Raw genomic sequence first — 18,408 nt, forward strand, 5'->3', positions numbered from 1 at the left:
GTGACTGATTCTGGGTTCCACCCGTGACCGTCGAATGACAAAGCCCGGACGGCGCGGCGGACGCCGCTGGTTCAGGCTGCAGCGGACTGCGGGGCGCTCTGTGTTTCTCGCGGGAAGGCGACCACGTGATTCATGTCGAGCCGGATTCCCACCCACTCGCCCACCGCATGGTCGTGGTGGCTGGGCACATGGGCCATCACGCTGTGGCCGCTGGCCAGCTCCAGCGTGTAGAGGAACTCCGAGCCGCGAAACGCCTTGCGCAGGATGCGTGCCTGCACGGGCGAGGCATCGTCGTGCACCACATCGTCGGCGCGCAGCAGCACATCGCATTCGCCGCCCGGAAACTGCGCGGGCAGCGGGCAGGTGGCCGGATCGACCAGATCGCCCAGCGCCGTGCGCGCCACCACGCCGCCGGCCCCGGAAGGCGCCAGCGTGGCCGGCACGAAGACGCCGTGGCCGATGAAGTCCGCCACGAAGCGCGTGGCAGGGCGGTGGTACAGCGAATAGGCGTCGTCCCACTGCTGCAGCTGCCCCTGGTGGACCACGCCGATCATGTCGCCGATGGCAAAGGCCTCCAGCTGGTCGTGCGTGACGAACAGGGCCGTGGCGCCTGCGGCCTTGAGGATGCCGCGCACCTCATGCGCCAGGCGCTCGCGCAGGTCCACGTCGAGGTTGGAGAACGGCTCGTCCAGCAGCATCAGCTGCGGGCTGGGCGCCAGTGCGCGGGCCAGTGCCACGCGCTGCTGCTGGCCCCCTGACAGCTCGTGCGGAAACCTCCCTGCACTGCCGGCCAGGCCCACCAGCTCCAGCACCTCGGCCACGCGCTCGGCTTGGCGTGCCTTGGAAAGATGGTGGATGCCGAAGGCCACGTTGCGGCCCACGTTCAGATGGGGGAACAGCGCATAGTCCTGGAACACCATGCCGATGCGCCGCTGCTCGGGAGGGAGCGAGAAATCCGCGCTGCCCACGAGCTGGCCGTCGATGCGGATCTCGCCGCCGCTCACGGGCTCCAGGCCCGCCACGGCGCGCAGCAGCGTGGTCTTGCCGCAGCCCGAGGGGCCGATGAGCACGCCGATGTCGCCAGCGGCCAGATTCAGCGTGACGCCCTGCACGGCAGGCCTGTCGCGGCCCGGGTAGCGCACCTCGAGTTGGGAGACGGTCAAAAACATGCGGCGATTGTAGAACCGCGCAAATGAATAGAATTCGCATTTGCATTGGCGGGCCAAGGGCATGCCCTTGGCCCGCCGACTCCAGCAGCCCGCAGGCACGTCCGGTCTCGGCGGCACATCGGCCCACAGGCCGGCGGCAGCCGCAGATCCCGGCCCGTTCCATAGCCCGGCAGCCAGATCCTCCCCCTCATCCTCTAGCCGAGACCTCCGCTTTGCGCCGTCTGTCGTCCGTACTCCGCTCCCTTCCCCTGCTATTGCTGGCCCTGGTGCTGATGCTGCCCGTGCTGGCCGTGCTCGGCTCCTGGCTGCCCGTGGGGCAGGGCGATGCCCTGGCCGGCTCCATCCTGCGCGAGATGGCGGCCACCGTGCTGCCCGGCTACCTGTGGACCACGGTCTGGCTGGGCCTGCTGGTGGCGCTGGGCGCGGCCATCGTGGGCACGGGCACGGCGGCGGCCGTGACGCTGTTCGACTTCCGGGGCCGGCGCCAACTGGAATGGCTGCTGCTGCTGCCGCTGGCCATGCCGGCCTATGTCACGGCCTATGCCTATACCGACTTCCTGCAGTTCAGCGGCCCGCTGCAGACCTGGCTGCGCGACACCTATGGCCTGGAAGGCCGGCTCCTGCCCGAGGTGCGCAGCCTGGGCGGCGCGGTCTGGGTCTTCATCTTCTCGCTCTACCCGTATGTCTACCTGCTGGCGCGCACCGCGCTGGGCGAGCGCGCCGCGCACCTGATGGAGGCCGCGCGCCTGATGGGCGCGCCGCTGTCGCGGCGCATCTGGTCGGTGGCGCTGCCGCTGGCGCGCCCGGCCGTGGCCGCTGGCGTGGCCCTGGTGGTGATGGAGACGCTGGCCGACTTCGGCGTGGTCAGCTACTTCGGCATACAGACCTTCACCACGGGCATCTACAAGGCCTGGCTGTCCATGGACAACCGCATTGCCGCCGCGCAGCTGGCGACCTTCCTGCTGGTGCTGGTGGTGCTGCTGCTGCAGCTGGAGCTGCGCGCCCAGCGGCGCATGCGCTTCGTCACCGGCAGCACGGGCCGCGCCAGCTCGGCCGAGGCGCAGCCGCTGCGCCTGCGCGGCTGGCGCTGCGCGCTGGCCTGGCTGGCGTGCCTGCTGCCCGTGCTCATGGGCTTTGTGGCACCCGTGTTCTTCATGCTGCGCCCGCTGGCAGCCGACTGGTCGGTGCTGCCCTGGGACCGCTTCCTCGACTGGGCGCTCAACAGCGTGCGCCTGGGCACCATCACCTCGGTGCTGGCCGTCATCATCGCCGTCGCCCTGGCGTTTGCCGTGCGCCGCCACAAGGAGTCGGCCGTCACGCGCGGCGTGGTGCAACTGGCCAGCCTGGGCTATGCGGTGCCGGGCGCCGTCGTCGTCGTCGGCCTGCTGCTGCCCGTGGGCTGGGTGCAGCAGGTGCGGCCCGAATGGGGCTTTGCCGGCCTGGTCACGGCCACCGCCGTGGGCATTGTCTGGGCCTACCTGGTGCGCTTTTGCGCCGTGGCCCTGCAGTCCATGCAAAGCGGCTATGCGCGCATCGCGCCCAGCCTGGACGACTCGGCCCGCATGCTGGGCACGGGCGCCTGGGGCATGCTGTCGCGCGTGCACTGGCCGCTGCTCAGGCGCTCCACGGCGGCGGCGGCGCTGCTGGTCTTCGTCGATGTGATGAAGGAGCTGCCCGCCACCATGGTGCTGCGCCCCTTCAACAGCGACACCCTGGCCGTCGTGGCCTACCAGCTCGCGCGCGACGAACGCCTGGGCGAGGCCGCCCTGCCGTCGCTGGCCCTGGTGCTGGTGGGCCTGATCCCCGTGATCATGCTCAGCCGCACGCTGCGCGCCGAGCGCCCGGGCACGGCCCGCTGAGCCTGCGCTGCCGGGTGCTGCAAAGCGCGGCCCGGCAAACCCCGCTACGCTCGCGCCATGCACGCCAGAGTCCTGCGCTATCTCGACGAAGTGGTCCGCCGCGGTTCCATCCGCAAGGCGGCCGAACATCTGCACGTGGCCCCCACGGCCGTCAACCGCCAGATCCTCGACCTGGAGGCCGAGCTGGGCACGCCCCTGTTCGAGCGCATCCACAAGCGCCTGCGCCTCACCCCGACGGGCGAGATGGTGCTGGCCCATGTGCGCGCCACGCTGCGCGAGCATGCGGCGCTGCGCGAGCGCATTGCCGAACTGCAGGGCGCGCGCAGCGGCGAGATCACCGTGGCCGCGACCACGGGGCTGGCCGGCTCGCTGCTGCCCTCGCTGGTGCATGAATTCCGCCAGCGCCACCCGGGCATCGTGGTGCGCATCATCGACCTGCCCCTGAGCGACATCGCGGCCGCCGTGGAAGGCGGCGACGCCGACCTGGGCCTGGCCTACGACCTGTCCGAACGCCCCGCGCTGCGCGCGCTGGCCACCAGCGAATGGCAGATCGGCGCCATCGTGCCGCCCCGGCATGCGCTGGCACGCCAATCGTCCGTGCTGCTCAGCGAGTGCATAGGCCATCCGCTCATCCTGCCCGCGCCGCCGCTGTCCATCCGCAGCCTGCTGGACGAAGCCTTTGCGCGCAACGCCATCGAGGTCACGCCCGTGGCCGAGTCCACCTCCATGGCGCTGATCCAGCGCCTGGTCATGCTGGGCGAGGGCATTGCCCTGCTCAATCCGCTGGACGTGATGGAGGAGCGCAGCCGCAATGCCCTGGTCTTCGTGCCTTTGCGCGATGCGCATCTGCGGCGGCAGACGCTGGTGCTGACCGGCCGGGCCAGGGGGCAGTTGAGCGCGGCGGGGGAGCTGATGGCCCAGTCCATCGGCCAGGCGCTGGCAAGGCTGTTTGCCGGGGGGCGGTGAGTCTTAGTCACTTGTCCACTTTTTGTGGACACATCGGGCGGAATTCAGCGCTATCGGCAATGGCTTGTCCTTCCTAGACTGGCGGCTTTTCCATTTCGAAGAAGAGAACGCCATGACCTTGATCGCACTGAACGCCGATGTACTCGTCACCATGGATGCGCAGCGCCGCGAGATCCGCGACGGCGCCCTGGTGGCCGACGGCCCGGCCGTGCAATGGGTGGGCGCCACGGCCGATCTGCCGCCGCAGTACCGCCGCATGGTGGACGACGGCACGGCCCAGGTGCTGGACATGCGCGGCCGCGTGGTCATGCCGGGCCTGGTCAACACGCACCACCACATGTACCAGAGCCTCACGCGCGCCGTGCCGGCCGCGCAGGATGCAGAGCTGTTCTCGTGGCTCACCAACCTGTACATGCTGTGGTCGCACCTCACGCCGGAGATGATCCACGTCTCCACCCAGACCGCCATGGCCGAGCTGATGCTGTCGGGCTGCACCACCACCAGCGACCACCTGTACCTGTATCCGAATGGCGCTCGGCTGGATGACTCCATCGCCGCAGCGCAGCAGATGGGCATGCGCTTTCATGCGGCGCGCGGCTCCATGAGCCTGGGCCGCAGCAAGGGCGGCCTGCCGCCTGACGCGGTGGTGGAGGAAGAGGAAGCCATCCTGCGCGACAGCCTGCGCCTGATCCAGCAGTACCACGACAGCGCACGCCACTCCATGCTGCGCGTGGTGCTGGCGCCGTGCTCGCCGTTCTCGGTGACGCGCGAGCTGATGCGCGAGTCCGCCGTGCTGGCGCGTGCGCACGGCGTGTCGCTGCACACCCACCTGGCCGAGAACGACAACGACGTCGCCTTCTCTCGCGAGAAATTCGGACTCACTCCCGCGCAGTACGCCGAAAGCCTGGGTTGGGTCGGCCCCGATGTCTGGCATGCCCACTGCGTCAAGCTCGATGCCGAAGGCATTGCGCTGTTCGCGCGCACGGGCACGGGCGTGGCGCATTGCCCGTGCTCCAACATGCGCCTGGCCTCGGGCATTGCGCCCGTGCGCACCATGCGCGATGCGGGCGTGCCGGTGGGCCTGGGCGTGGACGGCAGCGCCTCCAACGACGGCGCCCACATGCTGGGCGAGGCGCGCCAGGCCCTGCTGCTGCAGCGCGTGGGCCACGGCCCCGCTGCCATGGGTGCGCGCGAGGCGCTGGAGATCGCCACCCTGGGCGGTGCGCGCGTGCTGGGGCGCGACGACATCGGCGCGCTGGCGCCGGGCATGTCGGCCGACTTCGTGGCCTTCGACATGTCGGGCGTGGGTTACGCGGGCGCAGGCCATGACCCCGTGGCCGCGCTGGTGTTCTGCACGCCTACCGACGTGTCCACCAGCGTCATCAACGGCCGCGTCGTGGTCCGTGACGGCCACCTGCTCACGGCCGACCTGCCGCGCGTGCTGACCCGCCACCGCGAGCTGGCCCGCACGCTGTTCGAGCGCGCAGCGGGCCACTGACATATCCCTGCAGCGCGGCAGGCCGGCACCCAGGCCATCGCGGGTGCCGGCGTGCCGCCCTGCGCCATTCCCCCGAAGCATCTCCAGGAGGCTCGAAGACCCAGGCAGCACTTTCAGGACCCCCACCCTTTTCCGGCACCACTGCCCCGACATACATACAAGTGCCTCTGAAGAGGCCGACGGCCAGGACACAAGGAGACAAGACAATGGAACAACTGCTTTACAAGGTGGAAGACCGTCCGCCAATGCTCATCACCACGGTCCTTCTGTCGCTGCAGCACCTGCTGGCGGCGCTGGGCGGCATCATCGCCGTGCCCCTGGTCTTCGGCGGGGCGCTCAAGCTGCCGGCCGACCAGATCGTGGCGCTGGTGAATGCAGCGCTGCTGGGCTCGGGCGTGGTCACCATCGTCCAGTGCAGGGGGGTGGGGCCCGTGGGCATACGGCTGCCCTGCGTCATGGGCACAAGCTTCGCCTTCGTGGGCGCGGGCATCAGCGTGGGGCTGGAGCATGGCGTGGCCGGCATCCTGGGTTCCTCGCTGGTAGGGTCGCTGGTGATGATCGTGGGCAGCTACTTCATGCCCGTGATCCGCCGCTTCTTTCCGCACACCGTGACCAGCGTGGTCGTGACCATGATCGGCCTGTCGCTGACCCCCGTCGCCGTGGACTGGGCTGCGGGCGGCGTGGGTCGCAGCGACTACGGCGCGATCGGCCACCTGGCCATCGCCGGCTTCGTGCTGGTGCTGGTGATCGGCTTCGTGCAGTGGGGCAGGGGCATCGTCTCTGCCTCGGCCGTGGTGCTGGGCATCGCCTGCGGCTATGTGCTGTGCCTGGCGCTGGGCCTGATCGACTTCACCCAGGTGAGCGAGGCCGCGGTCTTCGCCATCCCGCAGCCGCTGACCTTCGGCATGACGTTCCCGGTGGCCGGCATCGTCGCCATGTCCATCGCCTTTCTGGTGACCATCGTCGAGACCACGGGCACCTTCATGGCCCTGGGCGCGGCCACGCAGACGCGCATCGACGGCAAGCGCCTGTCCAGCGGCATGCTGTGCGACGGCGTGGGCTCGGCCTTCGCCGCCGTGATGTCCAGCCCTCCGCTGTCCACCTTCGCCCAGAACGTGGGCGTGGTCTCGCTGACCGGCGTGGCCAGCCGCCACGTGGTCATGCTGACGGGCGTCATGCTGCTGCTGGCCGGACTCTTTCCTGTGCTGGGCGCACTGGTGGTGACGATTCCGCAGCCCGTGCTCGGCGGCGCGGGGCTGATGATGTTTGCCATGATCATTTCGGCCGGCATCCGCATGCTCAGCGGCGCCGAGCACTCGCGGCGCGCCAGCCTGATCATCGCGGTCTCGCTGGGCTGCGGCCTGGCGGTCACGGTGCGTCCGGACCTGCTGGCCCGCATGCCTGCCTTCGTGCGCGAAGTCTTCGGCTCGGGCATTACCGTCGGCGCCCTGGTCGCGGTGGGGCTGAACCTGCTGCTGCCCGGCCGCGAGGTCGATGCCCATCCCGAGGAAGCCGTGGCCTGATGCGCATTTTCATGGGCCTACACTGCGGCCCATGAACACCACCGCACCCCGCACCGACATCACCATCTACCACAACAACCGCTGCAGCAACTCGCGCGGCGCGCTGGCCCTGCTGCGCGACAACGGCGTGGAGCCGATCATCGTCGACTACATCGCCCAGCCCCTTGACGCTGCGCAACTGCAGGCCCTGGTCCGGCAGCTGGGCGTGCCCGTGCGCGAGCTGCTGCGCAGCAAGGAAGCCGTCTACACCGAGCTGGGCCTGGGCGATGCATCCGTCAGCGATGAGCAGCTCATCACCGCCGTGGCCGAGCACCCCGTGCTGCTCAACCGCCCCATCGTCGTCACGCCCAAGGGCGCGGCGCTGTGCCGTCCGCCGGAGAAGGTGCTGGCGCTGATCTGAGATGCACGGCGAGGGTTCTAAGCCTCGCCTAAGTCTGCCCCTTCAGACTTCTCCTCAACGCAGCAAGGAACGCTGCTTTTGAGGAAAGGTCTGCGATGAACAAGATTCTGTCCACTCCCCGCCGTCTGGTGCTGGCCCTGGTGGCCGCAGGTGCCATCGGCGCCCTGGGCGCCACGGGCGCCGGTCTGGTTGGTGTGGTGCATGGCGATGCGCGTGCCGCCACGTCGCTGTTTGCGCCTGCAGCACAGCCTGCTTCTCCAGCTTCCCCCGCCGCCGCCGTGGCGGCGCCCAACTTTGCCGACATCACGGCGCGCAATGGCGCGGCCGTGGTCAACATCAGCGTGGTCGGCAGCTCGCGCGCCATGGGCGACGATGGCGACGAGGCCGCTGCGCGGCAGGGCCAGGGCCAGGGCCAAGGTCAGGGCCTGCAGGGCATGGACCCCAACGATCCGTTCTTTGAATTCTTCCGCCGCTTCGGCGTGCCCGGCATGCCGGGCATGGGCCAGGGCCAGCCCCAGCGCGATGTGCCCACGCGCGGCGAAGGCTCGGGCTTCATCGTCTCCAGCGACGGCCTGATCCTGACCAACGCCCACGTGGTGCGCGGCGCCAAGGAAGTGACCGTCAAGCTCACCGACCGACGCGAGTTCAGCGCCAAGGTGCTGGGCGCCGATCCCAAGACCGACGTGGCCGTGCTGCGCATCGAGGCGAAGAACCTGCCCACCGTATCGCTGGGCAAGACGGCCGACCTGCGCGTGGGCGACTGGGTGCTGGCCATCGGCTCGCCCTTCGGCTTCGAGAGCAGCGTGACGGCCGGCGTGGTCAGCGCCAAGGGCCGTACCCTGCCGGACGACAGCTTCGTGCCCTTCCTGCAGACCGACGTGGCCATCAACCCCGGCAACTCGGGCGGCCCGCTGTTCAATGCGCGCGGCGAGGTGGTGGGCATCAACAGCCAGATCTACTCGCGCTCGGGCGGCTACCAGGGCGTGTCCTTCGCCATTCCCATCGAGGTGGCCACGCGTGTGCAGCAGCAGATCGTGGCCACGGGCAAGGTGCAGCATGCGCGGCTGGGCGTGGCCGTGCAGGAGGTGAACCAGGCCTTTGCCGACTCCTTCAAGCTCGACCGTCCCGAAGGCGCCCTGGTGTCCAGCGTGGACAAGAGCGGCCCCGCCGCCCAGGCAGGCCTGGAGCCCGGTGACGTGGTGCGCAAGATCGATGGCCAGCCCATCGTGGGCTCGGGCGATCTGCCGGCCTTTGTGGGCCAGGCGCTGCCGGGCCAGAAGGTCACGCTGGAGATATGGCGCAACGGCGAGGCCCGCACGCTCAGCGCCGTGCTGGGCGATGCCAGCGACAAGGCCGCCAAGGTGGCCAAGGACAAGCCCGACGCCGGCAAGGGCAAGCTGGGCCTGGCCCTGCGCCCGCTGCAGCCCGAGGAAAAGCAGCAGATCGGCGTGAAGGACGGTCTGGTCGTGGCCGACGCCGCAGGCCCGGCCGCCGAGGCCGGCATCACCCAGGGCGATGTGCTGCTGTCCATCAACGGCTCGCCTGCCGGTGATATCGAGGCCGTGCGTGCCGCCATGGCCAAGGCCGGCAAGACCGTGGCCGTGCTGATCTGGCGCGATGGCAACAGGATCTTTGTCCCCGTACGTCTCGGGTAAGTGAAAGGAGGTAAGGGACCAGAAGCATCCACACACTTGATTGATCGCACGGCCCCGGCGTGAATGCGCCGGGGCTATCGCTTTGGGAAAACCCAGAGAAAAATGCCAGCGGTCCAAGGAGCGGTAAGCCAATGTGATGGTTGTATCGTGTGAAATAACGCCCGTTTGCGTTAGTAATGTTTCTTTTTGTGACGGATTGATGTAAGGGAAACCGCTTAGACTGCCGGCCCATCGAGGCGTGCGCTGACCGTCTTGATTCACGGAATACGGCCCCTGGGGGCGCAACGCATCACAGGAAAGGCACGGCTTTGAATCAGGACTACAGCTTGCAGGTGGCGGGTTTGGGCGCATCGTTCGGTGCGCGCGTCATCCTGGCTGAGGTGGACTTCGCACTGCCCGCCCGGGGCGTCACCGTTTTGCTGGGGCCTTCGGGATCGGGCAAATCCACCCTGCTGCGCACGCTGGCCGATCTCAATGCCGCCAACCCGCGTTTTCGCCGCTGGGGCAGCACGCGCTACGCGGGCCAGCCATGGCGCAGCGGCCTGCAGGCGCCGCGCCTGGTGCAGCAGCAGGCCAGGCTGATGATGGCCAGCACCTTCGATGCCATCGTGGAGCTGGCGCGCCCCCGTCTCAAGCTGGTGCCGCATGAGCTGCGCGACTGGTGCCGCGCCCAGGTGCAGGCCTTTGGCTTCCCCGAGCTTGCGCTGATGTTCGACCAGCCGGCGCTGCAGCTGTCCCCCGTGCAGCAGCGGGCCGTGGCCATCCTGCGCGAGGCGCTGGCCGAGCCGGTGCTGCTGATGGTGGACGAGCCCACGGCCGAGCTGGAGGGCTACGAGGCCTTCGTGCTGCTGGAACTGCTGCGCCAGGTGGGTCAGCGCACTGCCGTGCTGATGAGCACGCACCAGCAGCAGCACGCGCAGGCCGTGGCGCAGGACATGCTGCTGCTGGCCGGCGGCCGCATCGCCGAGGCGCAATCCATGGAAGCCTTTCAGCGTGCGCCGCTGTCGCTGGCGGGCCAGCAGTTCTTGCGCACCGGCAGCTGTGCCGTGGCCTCTCCCGATGCGCGGGCCGAAGACCTGGAGGAGGGCGTGCCCCTGCCTCCTCCGCTGCCTGCAGCGGCCATGGCCGCGATCTCCGAGTTTCTGTCGGATGCAGTGGCCACCGAGCCTGCATCCGAGCCCATGCCTGCACCTGAGCCTGCACCTGCCCCCGTGCCTGCATCCATGCCTGCGCCGGTATCTGCACTCGCACCGACACCCGCTGCCGCTCCCCGGCCGCGCGCCGTCAATCCCGCCGTGCTGGTGGACTGGCAGCCGCTGGCCGCCGACCCGCAGGCCGTGCCCGCCAGCCGTGGCCCCAACGGTTTTGCCTGGCTGGTGCCGGGCCGGCTGGCCGGTGCGCCGCAGCCCGGCGTGGTGCAGTCCATGGACTTTGACCTGAAGGCCCTGCGCGGCTGCGGCGTCACCGTGCTGATCACGCTGACCGAAAACGACCTGCCGCAAGAGCCGCTGCAGCGGCACGGCCTGCGCAACCTGCACCTGCCGGTGCGCGACCACGAATCACCCACGGTGGCACAGATCCAGATGCTGCTGGCGCGCATGTCGGCCATGCTGCGCGCGGGCGAGGTGCTGGCCGTGCACTGCCTGGCCGGCCTGGGCCGCACGGGCACGGTGCTGGCCGCATGGCTGGTGCGCGAGGGCCTTACCGCCGACGAGGCGCTGCGCCGCGTGCGCCTCATCGACGCCCAGTACGTGCAGTCCCAGGCCCAGGAGGACCTGCTCTACGCGTACGAAGTGGCACTGCTGCTGAAGATGGGCTGACCGATCACATCCATTCACAAAAAAAGGAAAGCTGCAATGAGCCTGGATAACGTTTTGAGCGAGGTGGCCGGGTCCGTGCCCGAGTGCCTGGCCATCGGCTACGTGGATGCCGCCTCCGGCATGCTGCTGGCCATCCGCACGGTGGACTCGCATCCGCGCGAAGTCATCGACCTGGTGGCCGCCGCCACGGCCGACCTGTTCAATGGCCCCAATGTCTCGATGATCGAGAGCCTGTTCAAGAAGTCGCGCGGTCTCAAGGACGACGGCCACCACTACTTCCAGGAGCTCATCGTCAACAGCGACAACCTCATCCACGTCTTCCTGCGCGGCAAGCTCATGCCCGACTACGTGGCCGTCTTCGTCTGCCGCCGCACGGCCAATCTGGGCATGGCGCTGACCAAGGCCCGCATGGCCATGCCTAAGATTGAAGCGGCGGTGTAGCCGCCGCTCACCCCCTGAGTCGCCAACTGAGCCAGCCTTCCAGGGAGCTATTCTTCAACCATGCGCTTACTGCTTGTTGAAGATGACGCCATGATCGGCGAGGCCGTGCAGACCCTGCTGCGCGGCGAGGGCCATGCGGTGGACTGGGTCCGTGACGGCCTGCAGGCCGATGCGGCCCTGTGCCCCGGCCCGGGTGGCGGCCATGGCTATGACATGGTGCTGCTGGACCTGGGCCTGCCGGGGCAGGATGGCCTGCAGGTGCTGCGCCGCCTGCGCGGGCGCCGCGACCGCACGCCGGTGCTGGTGGCCACGGCGCGCGATGCCGTGCGCGACCGCATTGCCGGGCTGGATGCGGGGGCCGATGACTACGTGGTCAAGCCCTATGACCTGGACGAGCTGCTCGCGCGCCTGCGCGCGCTGGCGCGGCGTGCCTCTGGCGGGTCCGACCCGCTGTACGAGCGCGAGGGCGTGCGGCTCAATCCCGCCACGCGCGAGGCCAGCGTCGATGGGCGCGACGTGGTGCTCTCGGGCCGCGAATGGGCGGTGCTGGAGACGCTGCTGGCACGCCCGGGCAGCACGCTGTCGCGCCAGCAGATCGAGGACAAGCTCTACGGCTGGGGCGACGAGGTCAGCAGCAATGCCATCGAGGTCTACATCCACGGCCTGCGCAAGAAGCTGGGCGCGGGGCTGATCCTCAATGTGCGCGGCGTGGGCTACATGGTGCCCAAGCCATGACGGCGCCGGCTTCCTCCCTTGTTTCCTCCCTTATCGCCCGGGCGCGCAGCCGCCTGCCCGGCGCACTGGGCACGCGGCTGCTCATGTTCCTGGGCGCGGCCATCGTGCTCACGGCGCTGCTGCAGGGCCTGCTGGCCTACCGCAATGCGCTGCTGCAGACCGACACCCTGTTCGACTACCAGATGCAGCAGACCGCCTTTGCGCTGCGCGCCGGCCTGCCGGTGGATGCGCGCGGCAGGCCCCAGGGCACGCCGCCCGAGGATGAGAACCACGAATTCATCGTCCAGGTCTGGACCAACGAAGGCCTGCGTATTTTTGAATCCGCCCTGGGCGCCGCGCTGCCGCAGATGGCCGTGCTGGGCTTTGCCGACGTGCCTGCGCGCGGCACCGTCTACCGCGTGTTCTCGCTGCAGACGCGCTCGCAGGTGATCCAGGTGGCGCAGGACATGCGCGTGCGCCGCACCCTGGCGCGCGATGCCGCCTGGCAAAGTCTGCTGCCCATCGCCTTGCTGGCGCCCGTGCTGGCGCTGGCCGTGTGGTGGGTGGTGCGCAGTTCGCTGGCGCCCGTGCAGCGCGTGCGCCGCGAGCTGGCCACGCGCCGCCCGCAGGACCTGGCCCCCGTGCCTGCCGAGGGCCTGCCCGACGAGGTGCGGCCCCTGGTGGCCGAGCTCAACGCGCTGCTGCAGCGCGTGGGCCAGGCCTTCGAGGCGCAGCAGCACTTCGTGGCGGACGCCGCGCACGAGCTGCGCTCTCCGCTGGCCGCGCTCAAGCTGCAACTGGTGGCCTTGCAGCGCGCGCCCGATGCGGCCGCGCATGACGAGGCCGTGCAGCGTCTTTCGGCCGGCATAGACCGGGCCACACGGCTCGTAGAACAATTGTTGACATTGGCGCGGCAGGAAGCCCAAGGCACGGTACAAGGCACGGCACAAGGCGTGCAAGGCATGCAGGGGCAGCACGACGCTGCCGCGGCCGCACCTGCCGACGTGGACCTGCGCGAGGTGGTGGAGCAGGCCCTGGCAGACCAAGCCGTGGCCGCCCAGCAGCATGGCCTGGACATGGGGCTGAGCGAGTCCCCGCAACTGCGGCAGTCCTTTGCCGTGGCGGGCGACGCACAGTCCTTGCATATGCTGGTGCGCAACCTGCTGGACAACGCCGTCAAGTACGTTCCGCAAGGCGGCCGCGTCGATGTCGGCTGGCGCAGCGATGCCCAGGGCCGCGCGCTGGTGGTCGAGGACTCGGGCCCCGGCATTGCCGAAAGCGAGCGCGAACTGGTGCTGCGGCGCTTTGTGCGTGGACCTTCAGCGGCTTCTGCGGGCCAGCAGGCGCAGGGCAGCGGCCTGGGCCTGGCCATCGTGCAGACCATTGCCGAGCGCCACGGTGCTCGCCTGCTGCTGGACCGCTCGCCCACGCTGGGCGGCCTGCGCGTGCAGGTGCTGTGGCCGCCCGTGTCGGGCCGCTGACATCGGCCGTGGCGCGCAGACGTATCAGCGTGTAGCGCGCGGCGGGAATGCTTCCCGCTTGCGTCCGGTCGGGTCACAATCCCCAAATTGGTGCCGGCCCGCCTGCCTTCCCATTCCCTCATCAGGCGCGCGGGCAGTCTGCATCCGTAGTTATTTCGAGAGGTATTTCATGGAGTCCCTTGTCCAGCGCCTGTCCCAGTCCGTGACCCAGGCGCATTCGTTGGAAGAGTTGACGCGGCCCCTGCTGCAAATGCTCGAAGAGAGCACGCATCTGGAGTCCACCTATCTCACCACCATCAACGAAGAACAGGGCCAGCAGCGCGTGCTCTACGCACGTAACGCGAGCGAGATGCAGATTCCCGAGGGCCTGGTCGTTCCCTGGGGCGACACGCTGTGCAAGCGCGCCCTGGATGAGGGCCGCATGTACACGCCCGATGTGGGCGACTGCTGGGGAGACTCCGAGGCCGCGCGTGAACTGGGCATACGCACCTACGCCAGCGCGCCCGTGCGTTTTTCGGATGGCCAGCTCTATGGCACGCTGTGCGCGGCCAGCAAATCCTCGCAGGCCCTGAGCAGCGAGGCCGAAGGCATGCTGCGCCTGTTCGCCAACCTGATTGCCGAGCGCGTGGAGCGCGAGCAGCTCATCGCCAGCCTGAACCGGACCAACCGGGAGCTGGCGGCGCTGGCCTTGCTGGACCCGCTGACCGGCCTGCCCAACCGGCGCTGCCTCACCGATGAGCTGGGCCGGCTCATTGCACGCTGCGCACGCAGCCAGGAATGCGTGGTGGTCGGCTTCATCGACCTGGACCGCTTCAAGAACGTCAACGACGAGCACGGCCACGAGGCCGGCGACGCGCTGCTGCGTGCCATGGGCGAACGCCTGTCCGCCCACCTGCGCAGCGCCGACATGCTGGCGCGCTTTGGCGGGGACGAGTTCGTCTTCATCGGCGTGGGGCCCTTGTTCGGCAGCGAGGCCGATGCCGTGGCGCGTGAACTGCAGCAGCGCCTGTCGGATGCCTCGGCCTTCCAGGTCGATCTGCCCGATGGCAAGACGCTGGACTACGGCGGCGCCAGCGTGGGCGTGGTCTGTCTCAGGCCCGAATCCATCGATGCCGACGACGCGCTGCAAAAGGCCGATGCGGCCATGTACCGCGTCAAGATGGCGCGCAGCCGCGAAGCCAGGGGCAACGCGCTGCATTGAGCCAGCCGCAGGCCCTGGCCCGGCGGCCAAGGCCTGTTGCTGCCTTGCCCTGGCCTGTCTCGCTGCTTCTCGCGCGCGCTCTTTTTTCTTTCCGTCTCAGCCTGCTGCCAGCATGGGCTGCCTGCGCTGCAGCTCCACGGCGGCATGCTGATGGCCGCTTGCCGCCTCCAGCTTGAAGGCGCCCACCGTGCGCACCAGGTCGCCGGCCTGACCGCGCAGGCTGGAGGCGGCGGCGGCCATCTCCTCCACCAGTGCCGAGTTCTGCTGGGTGGCCTGGTCCATCTGCGTGACCGCCTGGCCGATCTGCGCCACGCCCGAGCTTTGCTCGGAACTGGCGGCGCTGATTTCGCCCATCAGATCCGTCACGCGGCGTATGGCGTCCACCACCTCGGCCATGGTCGTGCCGGCCTGGTCGGCCAGCGCGCTGCCGTTGTGCACGCGGCTGGCGCTGTCGGTGATCAGTTGCTTGATCTGCTTGGCGGCCTCGGCACTGCGGCTGGCCAGGCCGCGCACCTCGGTGGCCACCACGGCAAAGCCCCGGCCCTGCTCGCCCGCACGCGCCGCTTCCACGGCCGCGTTCAGCGCGAGGATATTGGTCTGGAAGGCAATGCCGTCGATCACATTGATGATGTCGGCGATCTGCCGGCTGGAATCACTGATGCCGCGCATGGTGTCCACCACCTGCCGCACGACCTCGCCGCCCTGCTCGGCCACGGTGGAGGCACCCAGCGCCAGCTGGTTGGCCATCTGCGCGTTGTCGGCGTTCTGGCGCACGGTGGAGCTGAGCTGCTCCATGGAGGCGGCCGTCTGCTGCAGCGCGCTGGCCTGGCTTTCGGTGCGCGAGGACAGGTCCTGGTTGGCCTGCGCGATTTGCCCGCTGGCCGCTGCCACGCTGACCGATCCCTGGTGCACCTGGCGCACCACGCCACGCAGCCCCTCCTGCATGGTCTGCAGCGCGCGCAGCAGCATGGACACCTCGTCCTTGCCGCGCACATCGATGTGCCGTGTCAAATCGCCCGCCGCCACGGCATCGGCTGTATGGATGGCCAGGCGCAGCGACCGCGCCATGTTGCGGATGATGGACCAGCCCAGCAGCACCCCCAGCAGCACGCCCGCGATGATGGAGCCCACGGCCACCGCAAAGATCACCTGGTAGAGCGACTGCGCGGCGTCGTATTCCTCCTTGGCGACGCGGGTCTGCAGCGCGGTCAGCTGCACGATCACATCACGCAGCGGCGCGTACAGGGCCTCGTCCTTGTCGATCAGCAGCTGCCGGGCCAGCTCCAGGTCGCCGGACTGCAGCGCCTGCTGGGCCGGCTTCAGAAAGCCCTGCAGGAACAGCGCGCGCACGGCCTCGAAGCGGTCGGCCAGCTGCGCCTCTTCCTCGGTCAGCCGGGTCTGGCGGAACGAGGTCCAGAACTTGTTCACGTCGTTGATGTTGGTCTGTATCTCTTGCTGCTTTTGCTGCGTGTACTCGGGCAGGTGCACGGCAATGGCGCCCGAGACCGCATTGCGGTTGCGCAGCAGCAGGCGCTGCACTTCCAGCAGATCGCCCAGTGCGACCAGGCGCTCCTCATAGACCACCTTGAATCGGCGGTTGGACTCGCTGATTCCATATAGCCCAAAAGCGCCGATCACGATCATGAGCAGTGAGAGAAAACCAATCAAGGCGGTCAGGCGAGTCGATAACTTGAAATTATTCATACTGCGTCCTTTGCATGCATTGCGGATGGTTGGTGGGTACTTGCGTTGTCAGGCCGCCCCGTGATGACTCGCATCTCTCATAACGGAATCGTTAATGAAAATGAGATTTCATTAACGAAAAATGCCCGGTCTGCACAAATGCTCACAGGCATCCGGAAACGGCGATGCTGGCTTGCCGATGGCCAGCGTGGCCAATGGCGATCCATGTTGTATTGGTTTGTAAACTATTTGTTACAAACTATAGTATGAATCGAATGCTCCAGGCAATACCAGTTTTTCAGGCATTGGCCTTGGCCTGATAGGGGTTCTCTGCGTACTGCTTCGCTATTGTTTCGCTATGAAAAATACAGGCGGCAACGGCCCTGGCAGTGGCTGCGGCGCCGAACGGCCCGCCTAGAATCCGCCTTTATGCGCTGTGCATGAGCGTTCATGCGCGCTTGCGCGAGGCCCCTGGCCTGCCTTCACGAAAGAGATCCATGAAACCCAAAACCCTTGCCCGCGCGCTGGCCGCCCTCTGCGTGGCTGCGGCCGGACTGCTCTACGCATCGCCCTACATCGCCCTGCACCAGATCGGCAAGGCCGTGGAGCGCCGCGATGCCCTGGCCCTGTCCGGCTACGTGGACTTTCCCGCGCTGCGCGAAAGCATCAAGGGCCAGATGATGGCCAGGCTGCAGTCCCAGATGGGCGGCTCGGGCGACAGTTCGTCCAACCCCCTGGCCGGCTTTGGCCAGCAACTGGCCCAGGGCCTGGTCAGCCAGTTCACCGAGGCGCTGGTCTCGCCCGACGGCGTCATGCTCATGCTGGAAAAAGGCAAGCCCGGCAAACCCACGGACGTGGCCGCCGCAGGCGTGGGCGTGGACACGCAGGGCGGGCCGCCGCGCAAGGACTACTCCGTGGAGTACCAGGGCTGGTCCAAGGTCTTCGTGCACCCGCGCGGCGAGCCGGGCGGCTTCATCTTCAGGCGCGAAGGCCTGATGGGGTGGAGGCTGGTGGCCGTGAAGATGGATTGAGGGGCGCGGGCAGGCTGCCAGCACCCTGGCCCCTCAGCCTTGATGCAGCACCTTCATCACATGGCGCTTGCCCAGCCGCAGCGCGCGGGCATCGGCCTCTGGCTGTGTGTCGCAGGGCTGGTCATCGGTGACGGCCTCCAGGGCCTTGCCGCTGGCCACCTCCTGCAGGGTGGCGCGCGGCAGCCAGGCGCCTGGCGAGGCATTGCTGGGAAGTGATGCGGGCGTGATCCGCACGCCCATGTAGAGAAGACTGTCCATGGCCTGCCGTATCCGTTCGGATCAGCCTGCCAGCGGCGGGCGGGGCAGGGCCAGCCACTGCTGGACGGCGGGGTGCTGCCACTGCCGGCGCGCATAGGCGGCCAGCGGCGCAGGCACGGCGTCGCCGTTGAGCACCAGGCGGTTGAGCATCAGCGCCAGATCCACATCGGCAATCGACCACGGGCCGGCAATGTGGTCATCTTCCGAGCGGATGAAGGCTCCCGCCACCGAGAACAGCTTGCGCGCCGCCGCCTGGCCCGCATCCGACAGCGGCGTGGGCGTGGGGCGGTAGAACACCACTTCGGTGCTGCGCTCCGAGCGCAAGGCCATCAGATCGCTGCGCAGCCAGGCCTGGACCTGGCGCACGCGGGCACGCGCCTGCGCATCCTGGGGGTAGAGCGGGGCGCCGCCAAAGCGGTCCTGCAGGTACTCGCAAATCGCCGAAGACTCCGACAGGCTGAAGTCGCCATCCACCAGCGTGGGAACGCGCGCAGTGAGCGATGCAGCCACATAGTCCGCCCCGATGTTCTGTCCCGCCGAAAGGTCCAGCGTGCGCAGCTCGAAGTCAATCCCCTTGACCTTCAGCGCAACGAATACGGACATGGCATAGGGAGAGGCGAATTGCGAATCGGCGTAAAGCAGCATGGGGGCCTTTCGGGGAAACTGCATGGGGATTGGGGCACCGATGGTAGCCGAGCAGCCCGGGCGC

The 18,408-nt window shown here is 68.6% G+C and carries 16 protein-coding genes; 12 read left to right on the top strand and 4 right to left on the bottom strand.

Features of this window, described 5'->3' with window-relative positions; translation table 11 throughout:
- Nucleotides 1-71: 71 nt before the first annotated feature.
- Complete coding sequence (locus tag ACUTR7_RS14695; RefSeq protein ID WP_445609111.1) at nucleotides 72-1,169, bottom strand: ABC transporter ATP-binding protein; 1,098 nt, start codon at nucleotides 1,167-1,169, stop codon at nucleotides 72-74.
- 212 nt (nucleotides 1,170-1,381) lie between these two features.
- Here ACUTR7_RS14695 and ACUTR7_RS14700 point away from each other — a divergent pair, with 212 nt between their 5' ends.
- From ACUTR7_RS14700 to ACUTR7_RS14750, 11 genes are all read left to right on the top strand, one after another.
- Nucleotides 1,382-3,028 (top strand): ABC transporter permease, encoded by a 1,647-nt coding sequence (locus ACUTR7_RS14700; RefSeq protein WP_096915293.1) that lies wholly within the window; start codon nucleotides 1,382-1,384, stop codon nucleotides 3,026-3,028.
- A 57-nt stretch (nucleotides 3,029-3,085) separates the two neighbouring features.
- Nucleotides 3,086-3,994 (top strand): LysR family transcriptional regulator, encoded by a 909-nt coding sequence (locus ACUTR7_RS14705; protein ID WP_012203519.1) that lies wholly within the window; start codon nucleotides 3,086-3,088, stop codon nucleotides 3,992-3,994.
- Nucleotides 3,995-4,106: 112 nt separating this feature from the next.
- Entirely contained in the window at nucleotides 4,107-5,492 is a 1,386-nt protein-coding gene (locus tag ACUTR7_RS14710) for an 8-oxoguanine deaminase (protein WP_013804017.1), read from the top strand.
- A gap of 206 nt (nucleotides 5,493-5,698) precedes the next feature.
- Nucleotides 5,699-7,015, top strand: a complete 1,317-nt coding sequence (locus ACUTR7_RS14715) for a nucleobase:cation symporter-2 family protein (protein ID WP_013804016.1) — start codon at nucleotides 5,699-5,701, stop codon at nucleotides 7,013-7,015.
- Between the two features lie 31 nt (nucleotides 7,016-7,046).
- The gene (gene arsC, locus ACUTR7_RS14720) at nucleotides 7,047-7,415 is read left to right on the top strand and encodes an arsenate reductase (glutaredoxin) (RefSeq protein ID WP_445609112.1); all 369 of its coding nucleotides are present in this window, start codon (nucleotides 7,047-7,049) and stop codon (nucleotides 7,413-7,415) included.
- A 95-nt stretch (nucleotides 7,416-7,510) separates the two neighbouring features.
- Nucleotides 7,511-9,070: a Do family serine endopeptidase gene (locus ACUTR7_RS14725; RefSeq protein ID WP_445609113.1), complete on the top strand. Its 1,560-nt coding sequence runs from the start codon at nucleotides 7,511-7,513 to the stop codon at nucleotides 9,068-9,070.
- 308 nt (nucleotides 9,071-9,378) lie between these two features.
- Nucleotides 9,379-10,890: a phosphatase domain-containing putative toxin gene (locus ACUTR7_RS14730; RefSeq protein WP_445609114.1), complete on the top strand. Its 1,512-nt coding sequence runs from the start codon at nucleotides 9,379-9,381 to the stop codon at nucleotides 10,888-10,890.
- Nucleotides 10,891-10,926: 36 nt separating this feature from the next.
- A complete protein-coding gene (locus ACUTR7_RS14735; RefSeq protein ID WP_012203525.1) occupies nucleotides 10,927-11,331 on the top strand; it encodes a hypothetical protein in 405 nt (134 codons plus the stop codon).
- A 60-nt stretch (nucleotides 11,332-11,391) separates the two neighbouring features.
- A complete protein-coding gene (locus ACUTR7_RS14740; RefSeq protein WP_034390638.1) occupies nucleotides 11,392-12,066 on the top strand; it encodes a response regulator in 675 nt (224 codons plus the stop codon).
- Nucleotides 12,063-13,526, top strand: a complete 1,464-nt coding sequence (locus tag ACUTR7_RS14745) for an ATP-binding protein (RefSeq protein WP_445609115.1) — start codon at nucleotides 12,063-12,065, stop codon at nucleotides 13,524-13,526. Before ACUTR7_RS14740 ends, ACUTR7_RS14745 begins: the two co-directional genes overlap by 4 nt.
- 169 nt (nucleotides 13,527-13,695) lie before the next feature.
- Nucleotides 13,696-14,727 (top strand): diguanylate cyclase, encoded by a 1,032-nt coding sequence (locus ACUTR7_RS14750; RefSeq protein ID WP_445609116.1) that lies wholly within the window; start codon nucleotides 13,696-13,698, stop codon nucleotides 14,725-14,727.
- A 96-nt stretch (nucleotides 14,728-14,823) separates the two neighbouring features.
- Here ACUTR7_RS14750 and ACUTR7_RS14755 read toward each other — a convergent pair whose 3' ends face one another.
- The gene (locus ACUTR7_RS14755) at nucleotides 14,824-16,431 is read right to left on the bottom strand and encodes a methyl-accepting chemotaxis protein (RefSeq protein WP_445609117.1); all 1,608 of its coding nucleotides are present in this window, start codon (nucleotides 16,429-16,431) and stop codon (nucleotides 14,824-14,826) included.
- Nucleotides 16,432-16,907: 476 nt separating this feature from the next.
- Between ACUTR7_RS14755 and ACUTR7_RS14760 the strand changes: the two genes are divergently transcribed.
- Nucleotides 16,908-17,441 (top strand): DUF2939 domain-containing protein, encoded by a 534-nt coding sequence (locus ACUTR7_RS14760; RefSeq protein WP_445609118.1) that lies wholly within the window; start codon nucleotides 16,908-16,910, stop codon nucleotides 17,439-17,441.
- Between the two features lie 33 nt (nucleotides 17,442-17,474).
- On the opposite strand, the gene ACUTR7_RS14765 is transcribed toward ACUTR7_RS14760, so the two are convergent.
- Complete coding sequence (locus ACUTR7_RS14765) at nucleotides 17,475-17,699, bottom strand: hypothetical protein (RefSeq protein WP_239973854.1); 225 nt, start codon at nucleotides 17,697-17,699, stop codon at nucleotides 17,475-17,477.
- Between the two features lie 21 nt (nucleotides 17,700-17,720).
- Nucleotides 17,721-18,344, bottom strand: a complete 624-nt coding sequence (gene yfcF, locus ACUTR7_RS14770) for a glutathione transferase (protein WP_445609119.1) — start codon at nucleotides 18,342-18,344, stop codon at nucleotides 17,721-17,723.
- Between the last annotated feature and the right edge of the window lie 64 nt (nucleotides 18,345-18,408).

This window comes from Delftia sp. NA_296.1, assembly GCF_052692095.1.

Excerpts from the sequence above, each read along its gene's own strand:
- ACUTR7_RS14695 (WP_445609111.1), bottom strand. The coding sequence starts at position 1,169 with ATGTTTTTGACCGTCTCCCAACTCGAGGTGCGCTACCCGGGCCGCGAC.
- ACUTR7_RS14750 (WP_445609116.1), top strand. The coding sequence starts at position 13,696 with ATGGAGTCCCTTGTCCAGCGCCTGTCCCAGTCCGTGACCCAGGCGCAT.
- ACUTR7_RS14755 (WP_445609117.1), bottom strand. The coding sequence starts at position 16,431 with ATGAATAATTTCAAGTTATCGACTCGCCTGACCGCCTTGATTGGTTTT.
- ACUTR7_RS14760 (WP_445609118.1), top strand. The coding sequence starts at position 16,908 with ATGAAACCCAAAACCCTTGCCCGCGCGCTGGCCGCCCTCTGCGTGGCT.
- ACUTR7_RS14710 (WP_013804017.1), top strand. The coding sequence starts at position 4,107 with ATGACCTTGATCGCACTGAACGCCGATGTACTCGTCACCATGGATGCG.
- ACUTR7_RS14740 (WP_034390638.1), top strand. The coding sequence starts at position 11,392 with ATGCGCTTACTGCTTGTTGAAGATGACGCCATGATCGGCGAGGCCGTG.
- ACUTR7_RS14715 (WP_013804016.1), top strand. The coding sequence starts at position 5,699 with ATGGAACAACTGCTTTACAAGGTGGAAGACCGTCCGCCAATGCTCATC.
- arsC (WP_445609112.1), top strand. The coding sequence starts at position 7,047 with ATGAACACCACCGCACCCCGCACCGACATCACCATCTACCACAACAAC.
- ACUTR7_RS14735 (WP_012203525.1), top strand. The coding sequence starts at position 10,927 with ATGAGCCTGGATAACGTTTTGAGCGAGGTGGCCGGGTCCGTGCCCGAG.
- ACUTR7_RS14765 (WP_239973854.1), bottom strand. The coding sequence starts at position 17,699 with ATGGACAGTCTTCTCTACATGGGCGTGCGGATCACGCCCGCATCACTT.
- ACUTR7_RS14725 (WP_445609113.1), top strand. The coding sequence starts at position 7,511 with ATGAACAAGATTCTGTCCACTCCCCGCCGTCTGGTGCTGGCCCTGGTG.
- ACUTR7_RS14745 (WP_445609115.1), top strand. The coding sequence starts at position 12,063 with ATGACGGCGCCGGCTTCCTCCCTTGTTTCCTCCCTTATCGCCCGGGCG.
- ACUTR7_RS14705 (WP_012203519.1), top strand. The coding sequence starts at position 3,086 with ATGCACGCCAGAGTCCTGCGCTATCTCGACGAAGTGGTCCGCCGCGGT.
- yfcF (WP_445609119.1), bottom strand. The coding sequence starts at position 18,344 with ATGCTGCTTTACGCCGATTCGCAATTCGCCTCTCCCTATGCCATGTCC.